The sequence below is a fragment of the Niveibacterium umoris genome, from assembly GCF_014197015.1.
GTDB classification, from domain to species: Bacteria; Pseudomonadota; Gammaproteobacteria; order Burkholderiales; family Rhodocyclaceae; genus Niveibacterium; species Niveibacterium umoris.
The window spans coordinates 102,825-117,934 of the sequence record NZ_JACIET010000002.1 but is presented as its reverse complement, the minus strand read 5'-3'; the positions used below and the strand labels follow the sequence as shown (position 1 = coordinate 117,934).

General features: G+C 64.8%; 18 protein-coding genes. 4 read left to right on the top strand and 14 right to left on the bottom strand.

Annotation, left to right across the window (positions count from 1 at the left end; all coding sequences use genetic code 11):
• Positions 1-152 precede the first annotated feature (152 nt).
• Positions 153-530, top strand: a complete 378-nt coding sequence (locus GGR36_RS12605; RefSeq protein WP_183635096.1) for a hypothetical protein — start codon at positions 153-155, stop codon at positions 528-530.
• Between the two features lie 15 nt (positions 531-545).
• Here the strand turns inward: GGR36_RS12605 and GGR36_RS12600 are convergent, their stop codons facing one another.
• The 14 genes from GGR36_RS12600 to GGR36_RS12535 form a co-directional block, all read right to left on the bottom strand.
• The gene (locus tag GGR36_RS12600) at positions 546-1,517 is read right to left on the bottom strand and encodes a dipeptide ABC transporter ATP-binding protein (RefSeq protein ID WP_183635095.1); all 972 of its coding nucleotides are present in this window, start codon (positions 1,515-1,517) and stop codon (positions 546-548) included.
• Positions 1,514-2,524, bottom strand: a complete 1,011-nt coding sequence (locus GGR36_RS12595; RefSeq protein WP_183635094.1) for an oligopeptide/dipeptide ABC transporter ATP-binding protein — start codon at positions 2,522-2,524, stop codon at positions 1,514-1,516. The genes GGR36_RS12600 and GGR36_RS12595 overlap by 4 nt, the downstream gene beginning before the upstream one ends.
• A gap of 11 nt (positions 2,525-2,535) precedes the next feature.
• On the bottom strand, positions 2,536-2,988 hold the full coding sequence (locus GGR36_RS12590) for a GNAT family N-acetyltransferase (protein ID WP_183635093.1): 453 nt from the start codon (positions 2,986-2,988) through the stop codon (positions 2,536-2,538).
• Positions 2,985-3,860, bottom strand: a complete 876-nt coding sequence (locus tag GGR36_RS12585) for an ABC transporter permease subunit (RefSeq protein WP_183635092.1) — start codon at positions 3,858-3,860, stop codon at positions 2,985-2,987. Before GGR36_RS12585 ends, GGR36_RS12590 begins: the two co-directional genes overlap by 4 nt.
• Positions 3,857-4,867, bottom strand: coding sequence for an ABC transporter permease subunit (locus GGR36_RS12580; protein WP_183635091.1), 1,011 nt, complete (start codon positions 4,865-4,867; stop codon positions 3,857-3,859). The genes GGR36_RS12585 and GGR36_RS12580 overlap by 4 nt, the downstream gene beginning before the upstream one ends.
• A gap of 5 nt (positions 4,868-4,872) precedes the next feature.
• Complete coding sequence (gene yedF, locus GGR36_RS12575) at positions 4,873-5,226, bottom strand: sulfurtransferase-like selenium metabolism protein YedF (protein ID WP_183635090.1); 354 nt, start codon at positions 5,224-5,226, stop codon at positions 4,873-4,875.
• A gap of 53 nt (positions 5,227-5,279) precedes the next feature.
• Entirely contained in the window at positions 5,280-6,887 is a 1,608-nt protein-coding gene (locus tag GGR36_RS12570) for an ABC transporter substrate-binding protein (RefSeq protein ID WP_183635089.1), read from the bottom strand.
• A 174-nt stretch (positions 6,888-7,061) separates the two neighbouring features.
• Positions 7,062-7,580: a GNAT family N-acetyltransferase gene (locus tag GGR36_RS12565; RefSeq protein ID WP_183635088.1), complete on the bottom strand. Its 519-nt coding sequence runs from the start codon at positions 7,578-7,580 to the stop codon at positions 7,062-7,064.
• A gap of 88 nt (positions 7,581-7,668) precedes the next feature.
• Positions 7,669-8,187 (bottom strand): GNAT family N-acetyltransferase, encoded by a 519-nt coding sequence (locus GGR36_RS12560; protein WP_183635087.1) that lies wholly within the window; start codon positions 8,185-8,187, stop codon positions 7,669-7,671.
• Positions 8,188-8,195: 8 nt separating this feature from the next.
• Positions 8,196-9,788, bottom strand: a complete 1,593-nt coding sequence (locus GGR36_RS12555; protein ID WP_183635086.1) for an ABC transporter substrate-binding protein — start codon at positions 9,786-9,788, stop codon at positions 8,196-8,198.
• A 115-nt stretch (positions 9,789-9,903) separates the two neighbouring features.
• Positions 9,904-10,470: a YceI family protein gene (locus GGR36_RS12550; protein ID WP_183635085.1), complete on the bottom strand. Its 567-nt coding sequence runs from the start codon at positions 10,468-10,470 to the stop codon at positions 9,904-9,906.
• Between the two features lie 83 nt (positions 10,471-10,553).
• Positions 10,554-11,111, bottom strand: coding sequence for a YceI family protein (locus GGR36_RS12545; protein ID WP_183635084.1), 558 nt, complete (start codon positions 11,109-11,111; stop codon positions 10,554-10,556).
• A 14-nt stretch (positions 11,112-11,125) separates the two neighbouring features.
• Positions 11,126-11,665, bottom strand: coding sequence for a cytochrome b (locus GGR36_RS12540; RefSeq protein WP_183635083.1), 540 nt, complete (start codon positions 11,663-11,665; stop codon positions 11,126-11,128).
• A 127-nt stretch (positions 11,666-11,792) separates the two neighbouring features.
• Positions 11,793-12,053: an accessory factor UbiK family protein gene (locus GGR36_RS12535; protein ID WP_183635082.1), complete on the bottom strand. Its 261-nt coding sequence runs from the start codon at positions 12,051-12,053 to the stop codon at positions 11,793-11,795.
• Between the two features lie 269 nt (positions 12,054-12,322).
• Here GGR36_RS12535 and GGR36_RS12530 point away from each other — a divergent pair, with 269 nt between their 5' ends.
• From GGR36_RS12530 to GGR36_RS12520, 3 genes are read left to right on the top strand one after another with little or no spacing between them, the layout of a single operon-like run.
• Positions 12,323-13,096: a TorF family putative porin gene (locus GGR36_RS12530; RefSeq protein WP_183635081.1), complete on the top strand. Its 774-nt coding sequence runs from the start codon at positions 12,323-12,325 to the stop codon at positions 13,094-13,096.
• 60 nt (positions 13,097-13,156) lie between these two features.
• Positions 13,157-13,495, top strand: a complete 339-nt coding sequence (glnK, locus tag GGR36_RS12525) for a P-II family nitrogen regulator (RefSeq protein ID WP_172202545.1) — start codon at positions 13,157-13,159, stop codon at positions 13,493-13,495.
• A 21-nt stretch (positions 13,496-13,516) separates the two neighbouring features.
• Entirely contained in the window at positions 13,517-15,049 is a 1,533-nt protein-coding gene (locus GGR36_RS12520; RefSeq protein ID WP_183635080.1) for an ammonium transporter, read from the top strand.
• Positions 15,050-15,110: the final 61 nt, after the last annotated feature.

The following is a 15,110-nucleotide window of genomic DNA, read 5'->3' as shown; positions in this document are numbered from 1 at the left end:
CGAGAGGCGGTCCGCCTTTTTGCATTGCAGCAACACTTCTGTGCATTTGTTGGTGTGGTTTTGGGTGTGTACGCCTAGGCCTGCAATGCTGCAGCGCATACACTGAAATCGCACGGGGTTTTTCGCCTCGTTGGTGCAGGAAGGAGGCAATCATGGATACCGCAATGCCTGTCGGCGGCGTACTGCTCCCGCCCGGAAGACATTTTGGACTGGCGCAGCCAATGCTCGGCGGCTTGGGCGGGCTGTTCGTGCAGTGTGCGGATGGCGAGCGCGTGACCGGATTCAGTGAAATCGACGACCCGAAGGGCACGCTGATCAATCTGACGCCGCAGCGCGTCGGAAAGCGCTGGCGCGTGGTCAGCGTCGGCGACCCGCTGCTGCACGCGTGCGTACTGCCGGGCGAGATCGTGCTGTTCGGCAGCAAGGAAGAACTCAGCGCGCGGATTGCCGACGAGTTGTCGAATCTGGATCTTGATCCGCTGATCGCCGCGGAGCTTGAGACTTTCTGTACCGCGGTCGCAGGAACCTGATCGCCGCCCTGTGAATCAGTCTGCCGTTTCGGCAAAGTGACACGCCACGCGGAGGCCGCCAACATCGCGCAGCAGCGGCACTTCGGCCGTGCAGCGGGCTTGCGCCAGCGGGCAGCGACCGGCATAGGCGCAGCCCGGCGGTGGTGCCAGCGGCGACGGCGGCTCGCCGATCACTGACACGCGCTGACCGCGTTCAGCAGGGTCGAGCCGCGGCGTCGCGGCCAGCAAGGCCCGGGTATAGGGGTGGCGAGGCGTGTCGAACACCACCCGCGTCGGTCCCTGTTCCACCACCCGCCCCAGGTACATCACCATCACTTCATCGGCAATGTGCTCGACGACCGACAGGTTGTGCGAGATGAACACATACGCCACCCCGGTATCGCGTTGCAGATCCATCAGCAGGTTCAATACCTGCGCCTGGATCGATACGTCGAGCGCGGAAACCGGCTCGTCCGCCACCACCAGACCCGGTTGCGTCATCAGCGCGCGGGCGATCGCGATGCGCTGGCGCTGCCCGCCTGAAAACATGTGCGGATAGCGGCCATAGTGCTCCGGCCGCAGGCCGACGCGGGCCATCATCTCGCGCGCCCGCTCGCTGCGCTCCGCCGCGGTGAGGCGGGTATGGATCTTCAGGGGCTCCTCGAGGATGCTGCCGATGCGCTTGCGCGGATTCAGGCTGGCGTACGGGTTCTGGAAAACCATCTGCACCTTCGGGCGCAGGCGCAACAGGTCGGTTTTCGATGCCCCTTCGAGTGCGATGCCTTCCAGTGCGAGATGCCCCGAGGTCGGCGATTCGAGCATCGTGATCTGGCGCGCCAGCGTGCTCTTGCCGCAGCCCGATTCGCCTACCACCGCAAGGGTGTGGCCGGCACGCACGCCGAAACTGACGCCGTCGAGGGCGCGCACGACCGCCTTCGGGCGGAACGGCCCCTGCGGCACAAGGTAGTGTTTGGTGAGGGCCGTCGCTTCGAACAGCAGCGCACTCATCGGGCGGTCTCCGGCGGGCGATCGATGGCTTCGGCGGCGGCCGCCGCAACGCCGAGCGGATAGTGGCAGCGGACCCTGTTTGCGCCGTCCGAAACAAGCGCGGGGCGTGTTGCCCGGCAATTGGCGTCGGCGTAGCGGCAGCGTGGTGCCAGCAGGCAACCGCCGGGGCGGTCGAACTGACCCGGCACCACCCCGGGCAGGCTCTGCAGCCGCGCGCTGCCGCGGTTGTGTTCCGGCAGGGCGTCGAGCAGGGCCTGGGTGTAGGGATGCTGAGGGGTGCGGAAGATGGCGGGCACCTCGCCGTGCTCCATGACTTGCCCGGCGTACATCACCACCACCCGTTGCGCCACCTCGGCAACGACGGCCAGGTCGTGGGTGATCAGCAGCAGGGCCATGCCGCGCTCGCGCTGCAGACGCAGCAGCAGTTGCAGCACCTGCGATTGCACCGTCACATCGAGCGCGGTGGTCGGTTCATCGGCGACCAGCAGGCGCGGGTTGCAGGCGATCGCCATGGCGATCATGACGCGCTGGCTCATGCCGCCCGAAATCTGGTGCGGATACGCATCAAGGCGGCGCTCGGCATCGGGGATCTCGACCTGACGCAGCAGGTCCAGCGCACGCGCCCGCAGGGCGCGGCGCGAACCGCCTTCGTGCACCGCCAGCGTTTCGACGATCTGGTCGCCGATCGTGAAACAGGGGTTGAGGCTGGTGGCCGGGTCCTGGAAGATCATCGCAATGTCGCGGCCGAGCAATTGGCGCCGCTGCGCCGGGCGCATCGCGAGCAGGTCGCGGCCATCGAATTGCAGGCGTTCGGCCTCCACACGGCCGGGCGGATCGATCAGGCCCATCAGCGCCAGCGACGCGACGCTCTTGCCGGAGCCGGATTCGCCGACCAGCCCGACCACTTCGCCCGCGTCGATCGACAGGTCGAGCCCGTCCACCGCGCGCAGGGGCTGGTCAGCCGCGCCGAACTGCACCTGGAGATTGCGTACGTCGAGAAGCGCCATGCGAGATCCGTTCAGTCGTGCTTGGCGAGTGGCCGCACAAAGGTGAGCTGCGTCTTGCGTTCAACGAAGCCGCGCTTGCGGTAGAAGGCGTGGGCCGCTTCGCGTTTGATCTGCGAGCGTACGCGCAGGGCATCGACCCCTTGCGTGCGTGCCCAGCCGGCGATGGCTTCGACCAGTTTCGTGCCGACGCCCGCGCCACGTGCATGCGTGCTGACGACCAGCCCGCCGATTTCGACGTAGGGCTCGCTCTCGATCAGGTAGCACACATAGGCGTGTCCCCAGCCCAGCACCGCATCGCCCAGCGTCGCGACGAAGGCCGCGTGGTCTTCGCGTTTGAGCACTTCGTCGGCCCGCGCGATGACGCGTGCTGCGTCGCTCGGGTAACCCAGCTCGGTCGCAAGGGCGGCTACCGCCGGTGCGTCGAGCAGGGTCATCCGGCGCAGACGGATGCGTGTTTCGCTCATCGTTTCAGTCTTGGGTCCAGCGCGTCGCGCAGCCCGTCCCCCATCAGGTTGAAGGCCAGCACCGTGACGAAGATTGCGATGCCCGGAAAGGTGACGACCCACCACGCGGACTGAATGAACTCCATCGCGCTCGCCAGCATCGCGCCCCATTCGGAGGCCGGCGGCTGCGCGCCGAGGCCGAGAAAGCCGAGTGCCGCCGCGTCGAGGATTGCAGTGGAAAACCCAAGGGTTGCCTGCACGATCAGTGGCGCGAGACAGTTCGGCAGCACCGTGATGAACATCAGTCGTAGCGTACCGGCGCCTGCGATGCGCGAGGCGAGCACGTATTCCTTGTCGCGTTCCGCGATCACCGCCGCGCGGGTCAGGCGCACATAGTGCGGCAGCAGCACCAGCGCGATCGCGTACATCGCGTTGATCAGGCCCGGCCCGAGCACCGCCACCACGGCGACCGCCAGCAGCAGCGAAGGTAGCGCGAGCAGGATGTCCATCAGGCGCATTACCGCGGTGCCAACCCAGCCGCGCGAAAACCCGGCCACCAGACCGAGCAGGATGCCGAAGCCAAGCGACAGCGACACCGACACCAGACCAATGCCCAGCGAGAGGCGCGCGCCGAAGATGAGTCGTGACAGCAGATCGCGCCCAACCGGATCGGTGCCGAGTGGGAACTCCGAATGACCGCCGGCGGCCCACGCGGGCGGCGCGAGCACCGTGTCGCGGAACTGTTCGATCGGCGAGTGCGGCGCCAGCCATTCGGCGAACAGCGCGCAAACGACGAGCAAGAGCACGACGACGAGGCCGCCCACGGCACCGGGGTTGCGCGCGAAATCGCGCCAGAGTTCCAGCATTGGATGCGGCGGTTGTTGTGGCGTCATCGCGGATGCCGGATGCGTGGGTTGATGATGCCGTAGAGCAGATCCACGACCAGATTGACGACGATCACCAGCGTCGCGATCAGCAGAATGCCGCCCTGCACGACCGGGTAGTCGCGGCGGTGGATCGCCTCGATCAGCCACTTGCCGATGCCGGGCCAGGCGAAGATGGTTTCGGTCAGCACCGCGCCGCCCATCAGCACACCCACCTGCAGGCCCAGCACGGTGACCACCGGGATCAGCGCATTGCGCAGCGCGTGCTTCACCACCACCCTGAAGGGCGAGAGCCCCTTGGCGCGCGCGGCGCGGATGTAGTCTTCGCGCAGCACTTCGAGCATGGCGCTGCGTGTCATGCGGGCGAGCGTGGCGAGCGGGATCGTGCCGAGCGCGAGGGTTGGCAGGATCAGGTGCGACGCTGCGGAGCGGAATGCCCCTTCCTCGCCCGACAGCCATGCATCGACCAGCATCAGCCCGGTGACCCTGGGCGGGTCGAACAGGATGTCGAGGCGGCCGGACACCGGCGTCCAGCCCAGCTGTACCGAGAAGAACAGGATCAGCAGCAGCGCCCACCAGAAGATCGGCATCGAATAACCGGCGAGCGACACGCCCATCACGCCGTAGTCGATCGGCGTGTTGCGCTTGACTGCCGCGAGCATGCCCGCCGGGATGCCGATCAGCATCGCGAAGAGGATCGCGCACAAGGCCAGTTCGAAGGTGGCCGGGAAGCGGTCGAGGAACTCGCGCAGCACCGGCTCATGGCTGACGATCGAGTAGCCCAGATCGCCCTTCAGCGCGCGCCCGACGAATTCGAAGTACTGCACCGGCAGCGGGCGATCCAGCCCGAACTCATGCATCAGCCGTGCATAGCGCTCCGGCTCCATGCCGCGCTCGCCGGACAGCGCCTCGACCGGGTCGCCGGGGATCATGCGGATCAGCGAGAAGACCAGCAGCGTGATCCCGATGAAGGTCGGGACCACGACGGCGAGGCGTTTGAGGAGGAAGGCGAGCATCGGCGTCAGAGGGTGATGACCTTTTCTGCCGCGCCCTGCGCCTCGATCACGTTCAGCATGTTGCCGATCTCGCCGACGGCGACACGGTCCATCAGGTTGAAGTATTCGAGGCAGGTGCGGCAGAGGATCAGCGGTACACCCGCTTCCTCCAGCGCCTTGAGTTCGGCGAGGCAGGGCGAATCGTCGGCCGAGAGCAGCACGCCGCGGGTGTAGAACAGGATCGCCTTGGGCAGGTTGCCGCTCTCGAACAGCGCGCGGAAGTAGGTGACGATCACCTTGCGGCGCAGTGTGTCGTCGCCGTGGCCGAGGCCGTCGTTGCCGACGACGATGACCGTACCGGCGTAGGGATTGCTGGGCATCTGCAGCTCCAGTGTGGGGCGGCGGCATGTTGCGTGCCGCCCCGGGTTCGTGACTACTTCGCGATGTCGACCTTGGACAGGAAATGGCTGACCGGCACCGCGGCCATCTTGTAGTTCTTCACTTCCTTGCGCACCGGTTCGAAGCGCACCGAGTGGGCGATCGGCACCCACGGCGCCTCTTCCTTGAAGATCTCCTGCGCCTTCTCGTACAGCTTCGAGCGTTCCTTGCGGTCGGCCGTGCGGGTGGCTTTCGCGATCAGGTCGTCGAAGTCCTTGTTGCACCAGCGCGCGCTGTTGCCGCCCCCCTTCACCGCGTCGCAGGAGAGCAGCGGAGTGAAGAAGTTGTCGGGGTCGCCGTTGTCGCCCGACCAGCCGAACATCACCGCCTGGTGCTCGCCAGCCTTGCTGCGCTTGCGGTACTCGCCCCATTCGTAGGTGACCAGTTTCACCCGCACGCCGATCTTCGCCAGATCAGCCTGGATCAGCTCGCCCATGCGCTTGCCGTCCGGGTTGTAGGGGCGCTGCACCGGCAGGTACCACAGTTCCATCTCGAAGCCGTCCTTGAGGCCGGCCTTGGCGAGCAGTTCCTTGGCCTTATCGACGGCGTAGTCGTAGTCCTTCACCCGGTCGTTGTAGCCCCACATGATCGGCGGGATCGGGTTTTTCGCCATCTGGCCGGCGCCCTGGTAGATCGTGTCGAGGATCGCCTTCTTGTTGATCGCCATGTTGATCGCCTGACGCACGCGCTTGTCGTCGAAGGGTTTCTTCTCGGTATTGAGCGCGAGGTAACCGACGTTGAGGCCTTCCTTGGTCATCAGGTTGATCGCCGGGTCGGCCTTCATCTGCGCGAGGTCGGCGGGCTTGGGGAAGGCCATCAGGTGGCATTCGCCGGCCTTGATCTTGGCGTAGCGCACTGAGGCATCCGGCGTGATCGCAAAGATCAGGTTGTCGATCGCCGGTTTGCCGTCCCAGTACTGTTCATGCGCCTTGTAGCGGATCACCGCGTCCTTCTGATAGCTGACCAGCGCGAATGGGCCGGTGCCGACCGGCTCGCGGTCGATCAGTTCGGGCGTGCCGGCAGCCTTCATCTTCTCGGCATGCTCGGCCGAGAGGATGGACATGAAGTCCATCGCCATGTTGGCGAGGAAGGGCGCTTCAGGCTGGCGCAGCTTGAAACGCACGGTGGTGTCGTCGAGCTTTTCGAGCTTTTCGACGATCTTGCCCATGCCCATATCGTCGAAGTAGGCGTAGGTCTGGCCGGGGCTGTTCTTGTGGAAGGGGTGGTTCGGGTCGGCCATGCGGTACCAGGAGTACAGCACATCGTCGGCATTGAAGTCGCGCGTCGGCTTGTACTTGGCCGTGGTGTGGAACTTCACGCCCTGGCGCAAGTGGAAGGTGTAGTTCAGGCCGTCCGGCGAGATTTCCCAGCTCGTTGCAAGACCGGGCACGATGTTCGTGGTGCCGACTTCGAATTCCACAAGGCGGTTCATCAACTGCGCCGAAGCGGCGTCGTGCGTGGTGTTGGTGGTGAAGAACTGGGAATTGAAGCCTTCGGGGCTGGCTTCCGAGCAGTACACCAGCGTTTTGGCCGCGGCCGCGGGCTGGGCCGCGAGGGCGAGGCTGGCCGCGGTGGCGGCGAGGGCGCAACGCAAACTGAACATCGATCTCTCCTGTCGGGGTTACCGCAATCCGGGGCGATGCTGGGATGTGTCCGGCGACGCGGGTGGCGCGTGGCGTCCGTTACAACCCGGTGCTGCTGCATGGACAGCACTGTGTGTCGGCAGATCATAGCCGCGCGGGACGTCCGGCTTCAACGGGCGAGCGCTCTGTTCTGCTCAGTCGAGGCGACGCGACCAGATCTCGACCGGCGCGCCGCCAAGCGGTTCGTAGGCTTCCAGGCGCTCGAGGGCCATGCCCAGCTTGCGCACGACGCCTTTTGAGGCATGGTTGTCCGGGTGGATCACCGAAATCAGGCGCGTCAGGTGCAGCGTGTCGCGTGCAAACGCGATCGACGCGGCGCCGGCTTCGGTGGCCAGCCCGCGCCCCCAGAATTCGGTCAGCAGGCGGTAGCCCAGTTCGGTTTCATTGAATTCGGGCAGGAACTTGAGGCCGCTGAAGCCGATCAGCTGGTCGCTCGCCTTCCATTCCACGGCGAAGCGACCGTAGCCATAGCGCGCGTAGTCGGCGAGCGGCGCATTGCGGATCACCTCTCGCACGCCCTCGATGCTGTCGGGCCCCGGGCCGCCGGCGTAGCGGGTGATTGCGGGGTCGGTGACGAGCGGGCGATAGGCTTCGGCGTCGTCTTCGCGGAAGGGGCGCAGCCGCAGGCGTTCGGTTTCGATGATGACGTTCATGGGGCCTCAAGTGGCAGGATCGATGGTGGTGCTGTGCGCCACAGCAGAGGCGGGCGCGGCCGCCCGCCTTCAATGCGTCGGTGCCGCTTCAGGATAGCGTGCGCGACCACAACTCGATGTGCCCACCGTGCCGGACGTGGAACTCGACGTCGCTTTCATAGGCGAAGCCGAGTTTGCGCAGCACTTTGGCGGCGGATACGTTTTCCCGATCGACGAGCGAGATCACCCTTTGCAGATGCAGCGTCGCCTTGGCGAAGGCGATCGAGGCGTGCCCGGCTTCGGTGGCGAGGCCCTTGCCCCACCACGCGGGCAGGAAGCGGTAACCGAGTTCGATCTCGTCGAATTCGGGAATGTACTTGAGGCCGGAAAACCCGATCACTTCGCCGCTTTCCTTCCACTCGCAGGCGAAGCGGCCAAAACCGCGGGTCGCGTAGTCGGCGAGCGGCGCGGCGCGCAGCACCTCGAGCGCTTCTTCACGCGAACGGAAGGGCGTATTGCCGACGTAGCGGATCGCGTCCGGGTCGGTGCCGAGGCGGTGGAAGGCGTCGAGATCGTCTTCGGTGAAGGGGCGCAGGCGGAGTCGCTCGGTCTCGATATTCACGTTCATGGCACGCCTCAGCGATTCAGATCGACGTTGTAGAAATTCAGGCCGTAGGTGGGTTCAAGCAGGAAGCCGGAGACTTCCTTGCGGGTGACGCCGACCCGGTTGCCGTGGGCGATCAGCAGCAGCGGAGATTCGTCCCGCAGGATTTCCTGTGCGGTCGCGTAGAGACGGGCGCGTTCGCTACGGTCGCTGATCTTGCGGGCGCGTTGCAGCAAATCCTCGAAGCGCGGGTCGCACCAGCGTGCAAGGTTGCCACCGCTTTTCGCCGCGTCGCACGAGAGCAGCGGTTCGAAGTAGTTGTCCGGCTCACCGTTGCCCGAGAGCCAGCCGAACATCACCGCCTGGTGTTCGCCGGCGCGGCTGCGCTTGAGGTACTCGCCCCATTCGTAGGTTGCGAGCTTCACGCGCACCCCGATCTTTGCGAAGTCGGCCTGCAGCAGCTCGGCCATGCGCTTGCCGTCGGGGTTGTGCGGACGCAGCACCGGCAGGTACCACAATTCCATGTCGAAGCCGTTCGGATAGCCCGCACCGGCCAGAAGTGCCTTGGCCTTGGCTGGATCGTAGGCGAGCGCAGACAGTTTGGCATTGGCGGCCCAATACGCGGGTGGCAGCAGGTTCTTCGCGACCAGCGCGCGGCCCTGATAGATCGCCGAGAGAATCGTGCTGCGGTCGATCGCAAGGTTGAGCGCCTGACGCACCCGTTTGTCGTTGAAGGGCTTCTTCTGCGTGTTGAGCGCGAGGTAACCGACGTTCAGCCCGGGCTGCTGCACCAGCGTGAGTGCGGGCTCCTTCTCGATCTGTGCGATATCGGCCGGCTTCACCGACGTCGATACATGGCATTCGCCGGTACGCAGCTTGGCGAGCTGCACCGCGGCGTCGGGTACGATCGCGAAGATCAGGTTGTCGAGTTTGGGCTTGCCGCGCCAGTGATCGGCAAAGGCCTTGTAGCGGATCGCCGCATCCTTCTGGTAGCTGACGAACTGGAAGGGCCCGGTGCCGACCGGTTCGCGGTCGAGTTTGTCGGGTGTACCGGCGGCACTCATCTGTGCGGCGTACTCGGCGGACTGGATGCCGAGCATGTCGAAGCTCATGCGGGTCAGGAACGGAGCCTCGGGTGTTTTCAGGCGAAAGCGGATCGTGTTGGCGTCGAGCTTTTCAAGCTTGTCGACGTTTTCGTCCATGCGCAGGTTGTTGAACTGGACATAGGCCAGATTGCCGGCGAGCGTGTGATACGGGTGGCTTTTGTCTGCCTGGCGGTTCCAGGTGAACAGCACATCGTCGGCATTGAAATCGCGTGTCGGTTTGAATGTCGCGCTGCTGTGGAACTTCACGCCGCGGCGCAGGTGGAAGGTGTATGCAAGACCGTCGGGCGAGATCTCCCAGGACTCGGCGAGCGCCGGCTGCAGTTCTGCGGTGCCGGGTTTGAAGTCGAGCAAGGTGTCCGCGACCTGCGCGCCGGCGTCAGCGGTGTTCTGGCCGTTGGCGAAGAGGCGCGTCAGCGACTCCGGGCTGCCTTCGGCGCAATACACCAGGGTCTTTGCGGCATGCGCTACAGCGGGGATCAGCAGGGCGGCAAGCAGGAAGGGGGCGAGCGTGCGTCGCATCGTGGGTCTCGGCGTCGGAACTTTCATCATGGCAGAGGGTACCCGAGCGGTCGAGGCGGGCACCAAAACAAAAAGGGATGCCAGAAGGCATCCCTTGGTTTGGCGACGCCCGCGATTACTGCTGCTTGAGCGATTCGACCGGGATCTTGATCGTGACTTCGTCCGAGACGTAAGGCACGTACTTGGTCATGCCCCAGTCGGAACGCTTGATCGTGGTGCTGATGTCCGCGGCACAGGCCTGCACCTTGAGCATCGGATGCGGCAGGCACTTGAAGTTGCTCACCGTCAGCTTGACCGGCTTGGTCACGCCCAGCAGCGTCAGCGTGCCGTCGGCAGCGACAACCTTGTCGCCGTCGAAGGTCAGCGCGTCGGCCTTGAAGGTCATGGTCGGGAATTTGGCGGCATTGAAGAAGTCTTCCGACTTCAGGTGCTCGTTCCACTTCTCGAAGCCCATGTTGATCGAACCGGTCTCGATCACCGCCTCGACGCTGCCCTTCTTCGCGGCGAAGTCGATCACGGCTTTGCCGGTGGTCTTGTCGAAGCGGCCGCGCTGGGTCGACAGGCCGAAGTGGTTGATTTCGAAGCTGGGCCAGGTGTGGGTCGCGTCGAAGTTGTAGGTGTCGGCGGCGACGACGGCGCCGGATAGGGTGGCGATCGCAGCGGCGATGAGCAGCTTTTTCATGGTGTGATGTCCTCTGTCAGAGCGGGTGGTGCGGGTTGGGTGCGGACGGGTTCGACCGTCCAGCTGAAAACGTGTGGCAGGGTTCATTTGCGCGCAGCGGCGATGAGGTGGAACTTGATCAGCACCTCGTCGGCCACGGTCGAGGTGTCGCCCCAGGGGCCCTCGCCGACACCGAACTGCAGCCGCTTGATCGTGAAGGCGCCATCAAACACGCCGTTGCTGCCCTCGGCCTTGTAGGTAAAAGGCGCGGTCACGGTTTGCGTGCGCCCCTTGATGGTCAGCGGGCCGCTCACTTCGAACTTGTTGCCGCCCAGCGCCTTGACCGCGGTCGACTTGAACACGGCGGTCGGGAACTGCTTGACGTTGAACCAGTCCTTGCCCACGACTTCGTCGTTGGCTTCCTTGCTGCCTGCATCGATGCTCGCGAGCTCCAGCTCAAAGCCTGCGCTGGCTTTCTGAACCGCGGCCGGGTCAAAGTTCAGCGTGACCTTGAAGCGGTTGAACTTGCCGTCGACCGGCACGCCCATCTGCTTGGTGGTGAAGCTGAGCGCGCTCTTCGCGGTGTCCGGCGTGCCGTACTCGACGGCGGCGACAGGCAAGGCGAGGGCTGCGGCCGCGAGGGCCGGGATCAGTCTTTTCATGTCAGGGGCTCCGGTTACTTCAGGAAGGGCAGCATGCGGGCGAGGATGCCGTCGCGTGCCACAAGGTGATGCTTGATGGCCGCCGCAGCGTGGGCAATGACGATGGCGGCCATCAGCCACGCGAGCAACTCGTGTGCGCCCTCGAAGAACTCGGCGAGTTGCTCGTTCTTGCCGATCAGGTCGGGCAAGGGCAGCACGCCGAACCACACCACCGGGAAGCCCTTGGCAGAACTCATCAGCCAACCGGCCATGGGAACCGCGATCATCAGCAGGTAGAGCAGGTGATGCGCGCCGTGCGCGGCGAGTTTCTCGATTCGGCTCATCGAGTCCGGCAGCGCCGGCGGGCGATGCGTGCTGCGCCACAGGATGCGCACCAGAGTCAGCGCAAGCACGGTGATGCCCGCCCATTTGTGCCAGCTGATGATCTTGAGTTTTTGCGGGGACAGCGGCAGGTCGACCATGTAGAGGCCGACCGGGAAGGCGATGAAGATCAGCAGTGCGATCACCCAGTGCAGGGCAATCGCGGTGCGGGTGTAGCGGGCGGCGTCAGTCATGGTCCGGTCTCTGTGCTGGATGGGTCGTGTTCCGCATTCGTTCGATGCGGTTCAGCGTTCATTGCATGCTAGAGACTCGGACTCACCTCTTCCAGCGAAAGTTTCTCGTGTAAAAAGTGAATCTGGTTCACTTTTCGTTGGTGCCCGACTTCGCGGCGAGGGCCGCCTCCAGTTCAGCGATGCGGGCCTCCAGGCGGACCAGTTGTTCGCGCGCGCGGGCGAGCACCTCGCGCTGTACGTCGAATTCCTCGCGCGTCACCAGATCCAGCTTGCCGAGCATCGAAGCGAACGCGGCCTTGGCATTGCGTTCGATGTCCTTGGCCGGGCTGTTCTCCAGCAACTCGGCCATCTTCTTCTGGATTTCGTCGACGAACTTGGGCGGCTCCATGGTGGCTCTCCATAAGGGATTCAAAGGTCTCGACCCAGTTTAGCACGCAGGTTTTGATGCACCGGGACAGTGCGGCAGCCCGCTTTCCAGCGAAATGCACCAAGTTGGCGCGCGGGCCCGTCAAATGCGGAGCAAAACAGTGCGGCCGGTGCGCCGGGTCGGTGTGCTCGCCATGCTCCATAAGCCTTTCCGCCAAATCGTGGGGCAGTGGCACGGATTCTGCATTAGGGGTCTCGCAACGTAATTCTCATCCCACGACGGAGATTGATATGCGCAAGACCCTGATCGCTACCGCACTGCTCGCCAGCTTCGCCGCGTCCGCTCCGGCCATGGCCGAAGAGGCCAAGGCACCGTACACGCTGACCGGCAACTTCACGTTGGCCTCCGAATACCTTTACCGCGGCATCGCGCAGACCAATCACAAGCCGGCCATCCAGGGCGGCGTCGACTTTGCCCACGAGAGCGGCATCTACCTTGGCACCTGGGGCTCGAACATCAGCTGGCTGTCGGACGCCAATGGCGGTGCGGTCAGCGCCCCGATCGAACTGGACTTCTACGGCGGCTACAAGGGCGCCGCAGGTGACTTCGGCTACGACGTCGGCCTGCTGCAGTACTACTACCCGGGCACCTACCCGGATGGCTATACCAGCCCGAACACCCTCGAAGGCTATGTGGCTGGCAGCTACAAGTGGATCACCCTGAAGGGTTCCTACTCGTTCACCAACCTGTTCGGCACCAAGACCCCGTCCGGCGAGAAGACCAACGGCAGCTACTACCTCGACGCAACCGCGACCTTCCCGGTTGCCGAGGGCATCAACCTGATTGGCCACGTTGGCTACCAGAACGTCAAGGGCTTCGATGACGCGTCCTACACCGACTACAAGCTCGGTGGCACCGCCGACGCGCTGGGCCTGACCTTCGGCCTGTTCTACAGCGGTACCAACGCCAAGGGCGATGCCGGTCAGTTCTATCGCAGCCCGGCGCCGTTCGACAAGGATCTGGGCGCTGGCCGCGTGCTGCTGACCGTCGGCAAGACCCTTTAATCGCTGCACCGCACGCGGCGTCGTTTCCCGGCGGCGCCGCGCCCCACCCAAGGAGCCAACATGAAATTCGTTACCGCCATCATCAAGCCGTTCAAGCTTGACGAGGTGCGCGAGGCCCTCAGCGCGATCGGCGTGCAGGGCATCACCGTTACCGAGGTCAAGGGTTTCGGCCGTCAGAAGGGCCACACCGAGCTGTATCGCGGCGCGGAATACGTGGTCGACTTCCTGCCCAAGGTGAAAATCGAAATCGCGATTGCCGACGACCTGCTCGACCAGGTCATCGAAGCGGTCGAGAAGGCTGCCAGCACCGGCAAGATCGGCGACGGCAAGATCTTCGTCTTCGACCTCGAACAGGCGATCCGCATCCGCACCGGCGAAACCGGCGCTGAAGCGCTCTAAGGCACACAGGAGAACCCGACAATGAAAAAGATGCTTGCGATCCTGCTGACCGCGCTGTCTCTCAGCGCCGCAGGGGCAGCCTGGGCGGACGACAAGGCCGCCGAAACCGCCGCACCGGCCGCCACGGCCGAGGCCTCCGCACCTGCGGCTGATGCGTCGGCACCTGCTGCCGCCCCGGCTGCGGCTGCAACCGCCGCACCCGCCGCTGCCGCGGATCAGTCCGCACCGGCTCCGGCCGCCACCCCCGCCCCGAACAAGGGCGATACCTCCTGGATGATCGTTGCCACGCTGCTGGTGACGCTGATGACGATCCCGGGTCTTGCGCTGTTCTATGGCGGTCTGGTCCGCTCGAAGAACATGCTGTCGATCCTGATGCAGGTCTTCGTGATCTTCTCGCTCTGCGTCGTGCTGTGGACGGTCTACGGCTACTCGGTGGCATTCACCGAGGGCAATGCCTTCTTCGGCGGCTTCGACAAGCTGTTCCTGAAGGGCATCACGCCGGATTCGGGCGCTGCGACCTTCAGCAAGGGCGTGTATATCCCCGAACTGATCTACGTGATGTTCCAGGCGACCTTCGCGGCGATCACGCCGGCGCTGATCGTGGGTGCATTCGCTGAGCGGATGAAGTTCTCGGCCGTGCTGCTGTTCATCGTGCTGTGGTTCACCTTCTCCTACCTGCCGATCGCGCACATGGTCTGGTTCTGGCAAGGTCCGGATGCCTACATCGATGCGGCCGCAGCTGACAAGGCCACCGCAACGGCAGGCTTCCTGTTCCAGAAGGGCGCGATCGACTTCGCCGGCGGTACCGTGGTGCACATCAACGCTGCGATGGCCGGTCTGGTTGGTGCCTTCATGGTCGGCAAGCGTATCGGTTTCGGTCGCGAAGCGATGGCGCCGCACAGCCTGACGATGACCATGATCGGTGCTTCGCTGCTGTGGGTGGGCTGGTTCGGCTTCAACGCCGGCTCCAACCTGGAAGCCAACGGCGCTGCCGCGCTGGCCTTCGCCAACACCATGGTCGCGACTGCGATGGCTGCGCTGGCCTGGCTCTTCGCCGAATGGCTGATCAAGGGCAAGCCCTCGATGCTGGGTGCTGCTTCGGGTGCCGTTGCTGGCCTCGTCGCGATCACCCCGGCGTGCGGTTACGTCGGCATCATGGGCGCACTGATCATCGGCCTCGCCGCTGGCCTGGTCTGCCTGTGGGGTGTGAATGGCCTGAAGAAGCTGCTCGGGGCGGATGACGCGCTCGACGTGTTCGGCGTGCATGGCGTCGGCGGCATCCTCGGTGCGATCCTGACCGGTGTGTTTGCTGACCCGGCCCTGGGCGGCGCTGGCGTTATCGACTATGTCGCGAACAAGGTCGGCGACTACAGCATCTCGGCGCAGGTCACCAGCCAGCTGTGGGCCGTTGGCACCACCGTGATTTGGTCGGGTGTTGTGTCCCTGGTTGCGTACAAGCTGGTCGATCTCTTCATCGGCCTGCGTGTCGCCGAAGACGAAGAGCGCGAAGGTCTGGACATCGCCTCCCACGGCGAATCGGCCTACCACAACTGATGTGCGTCCCGGCGCGGTGCTTGCACCGCGCCAGACAAACAAACGGGCGCCCCACGGGGCG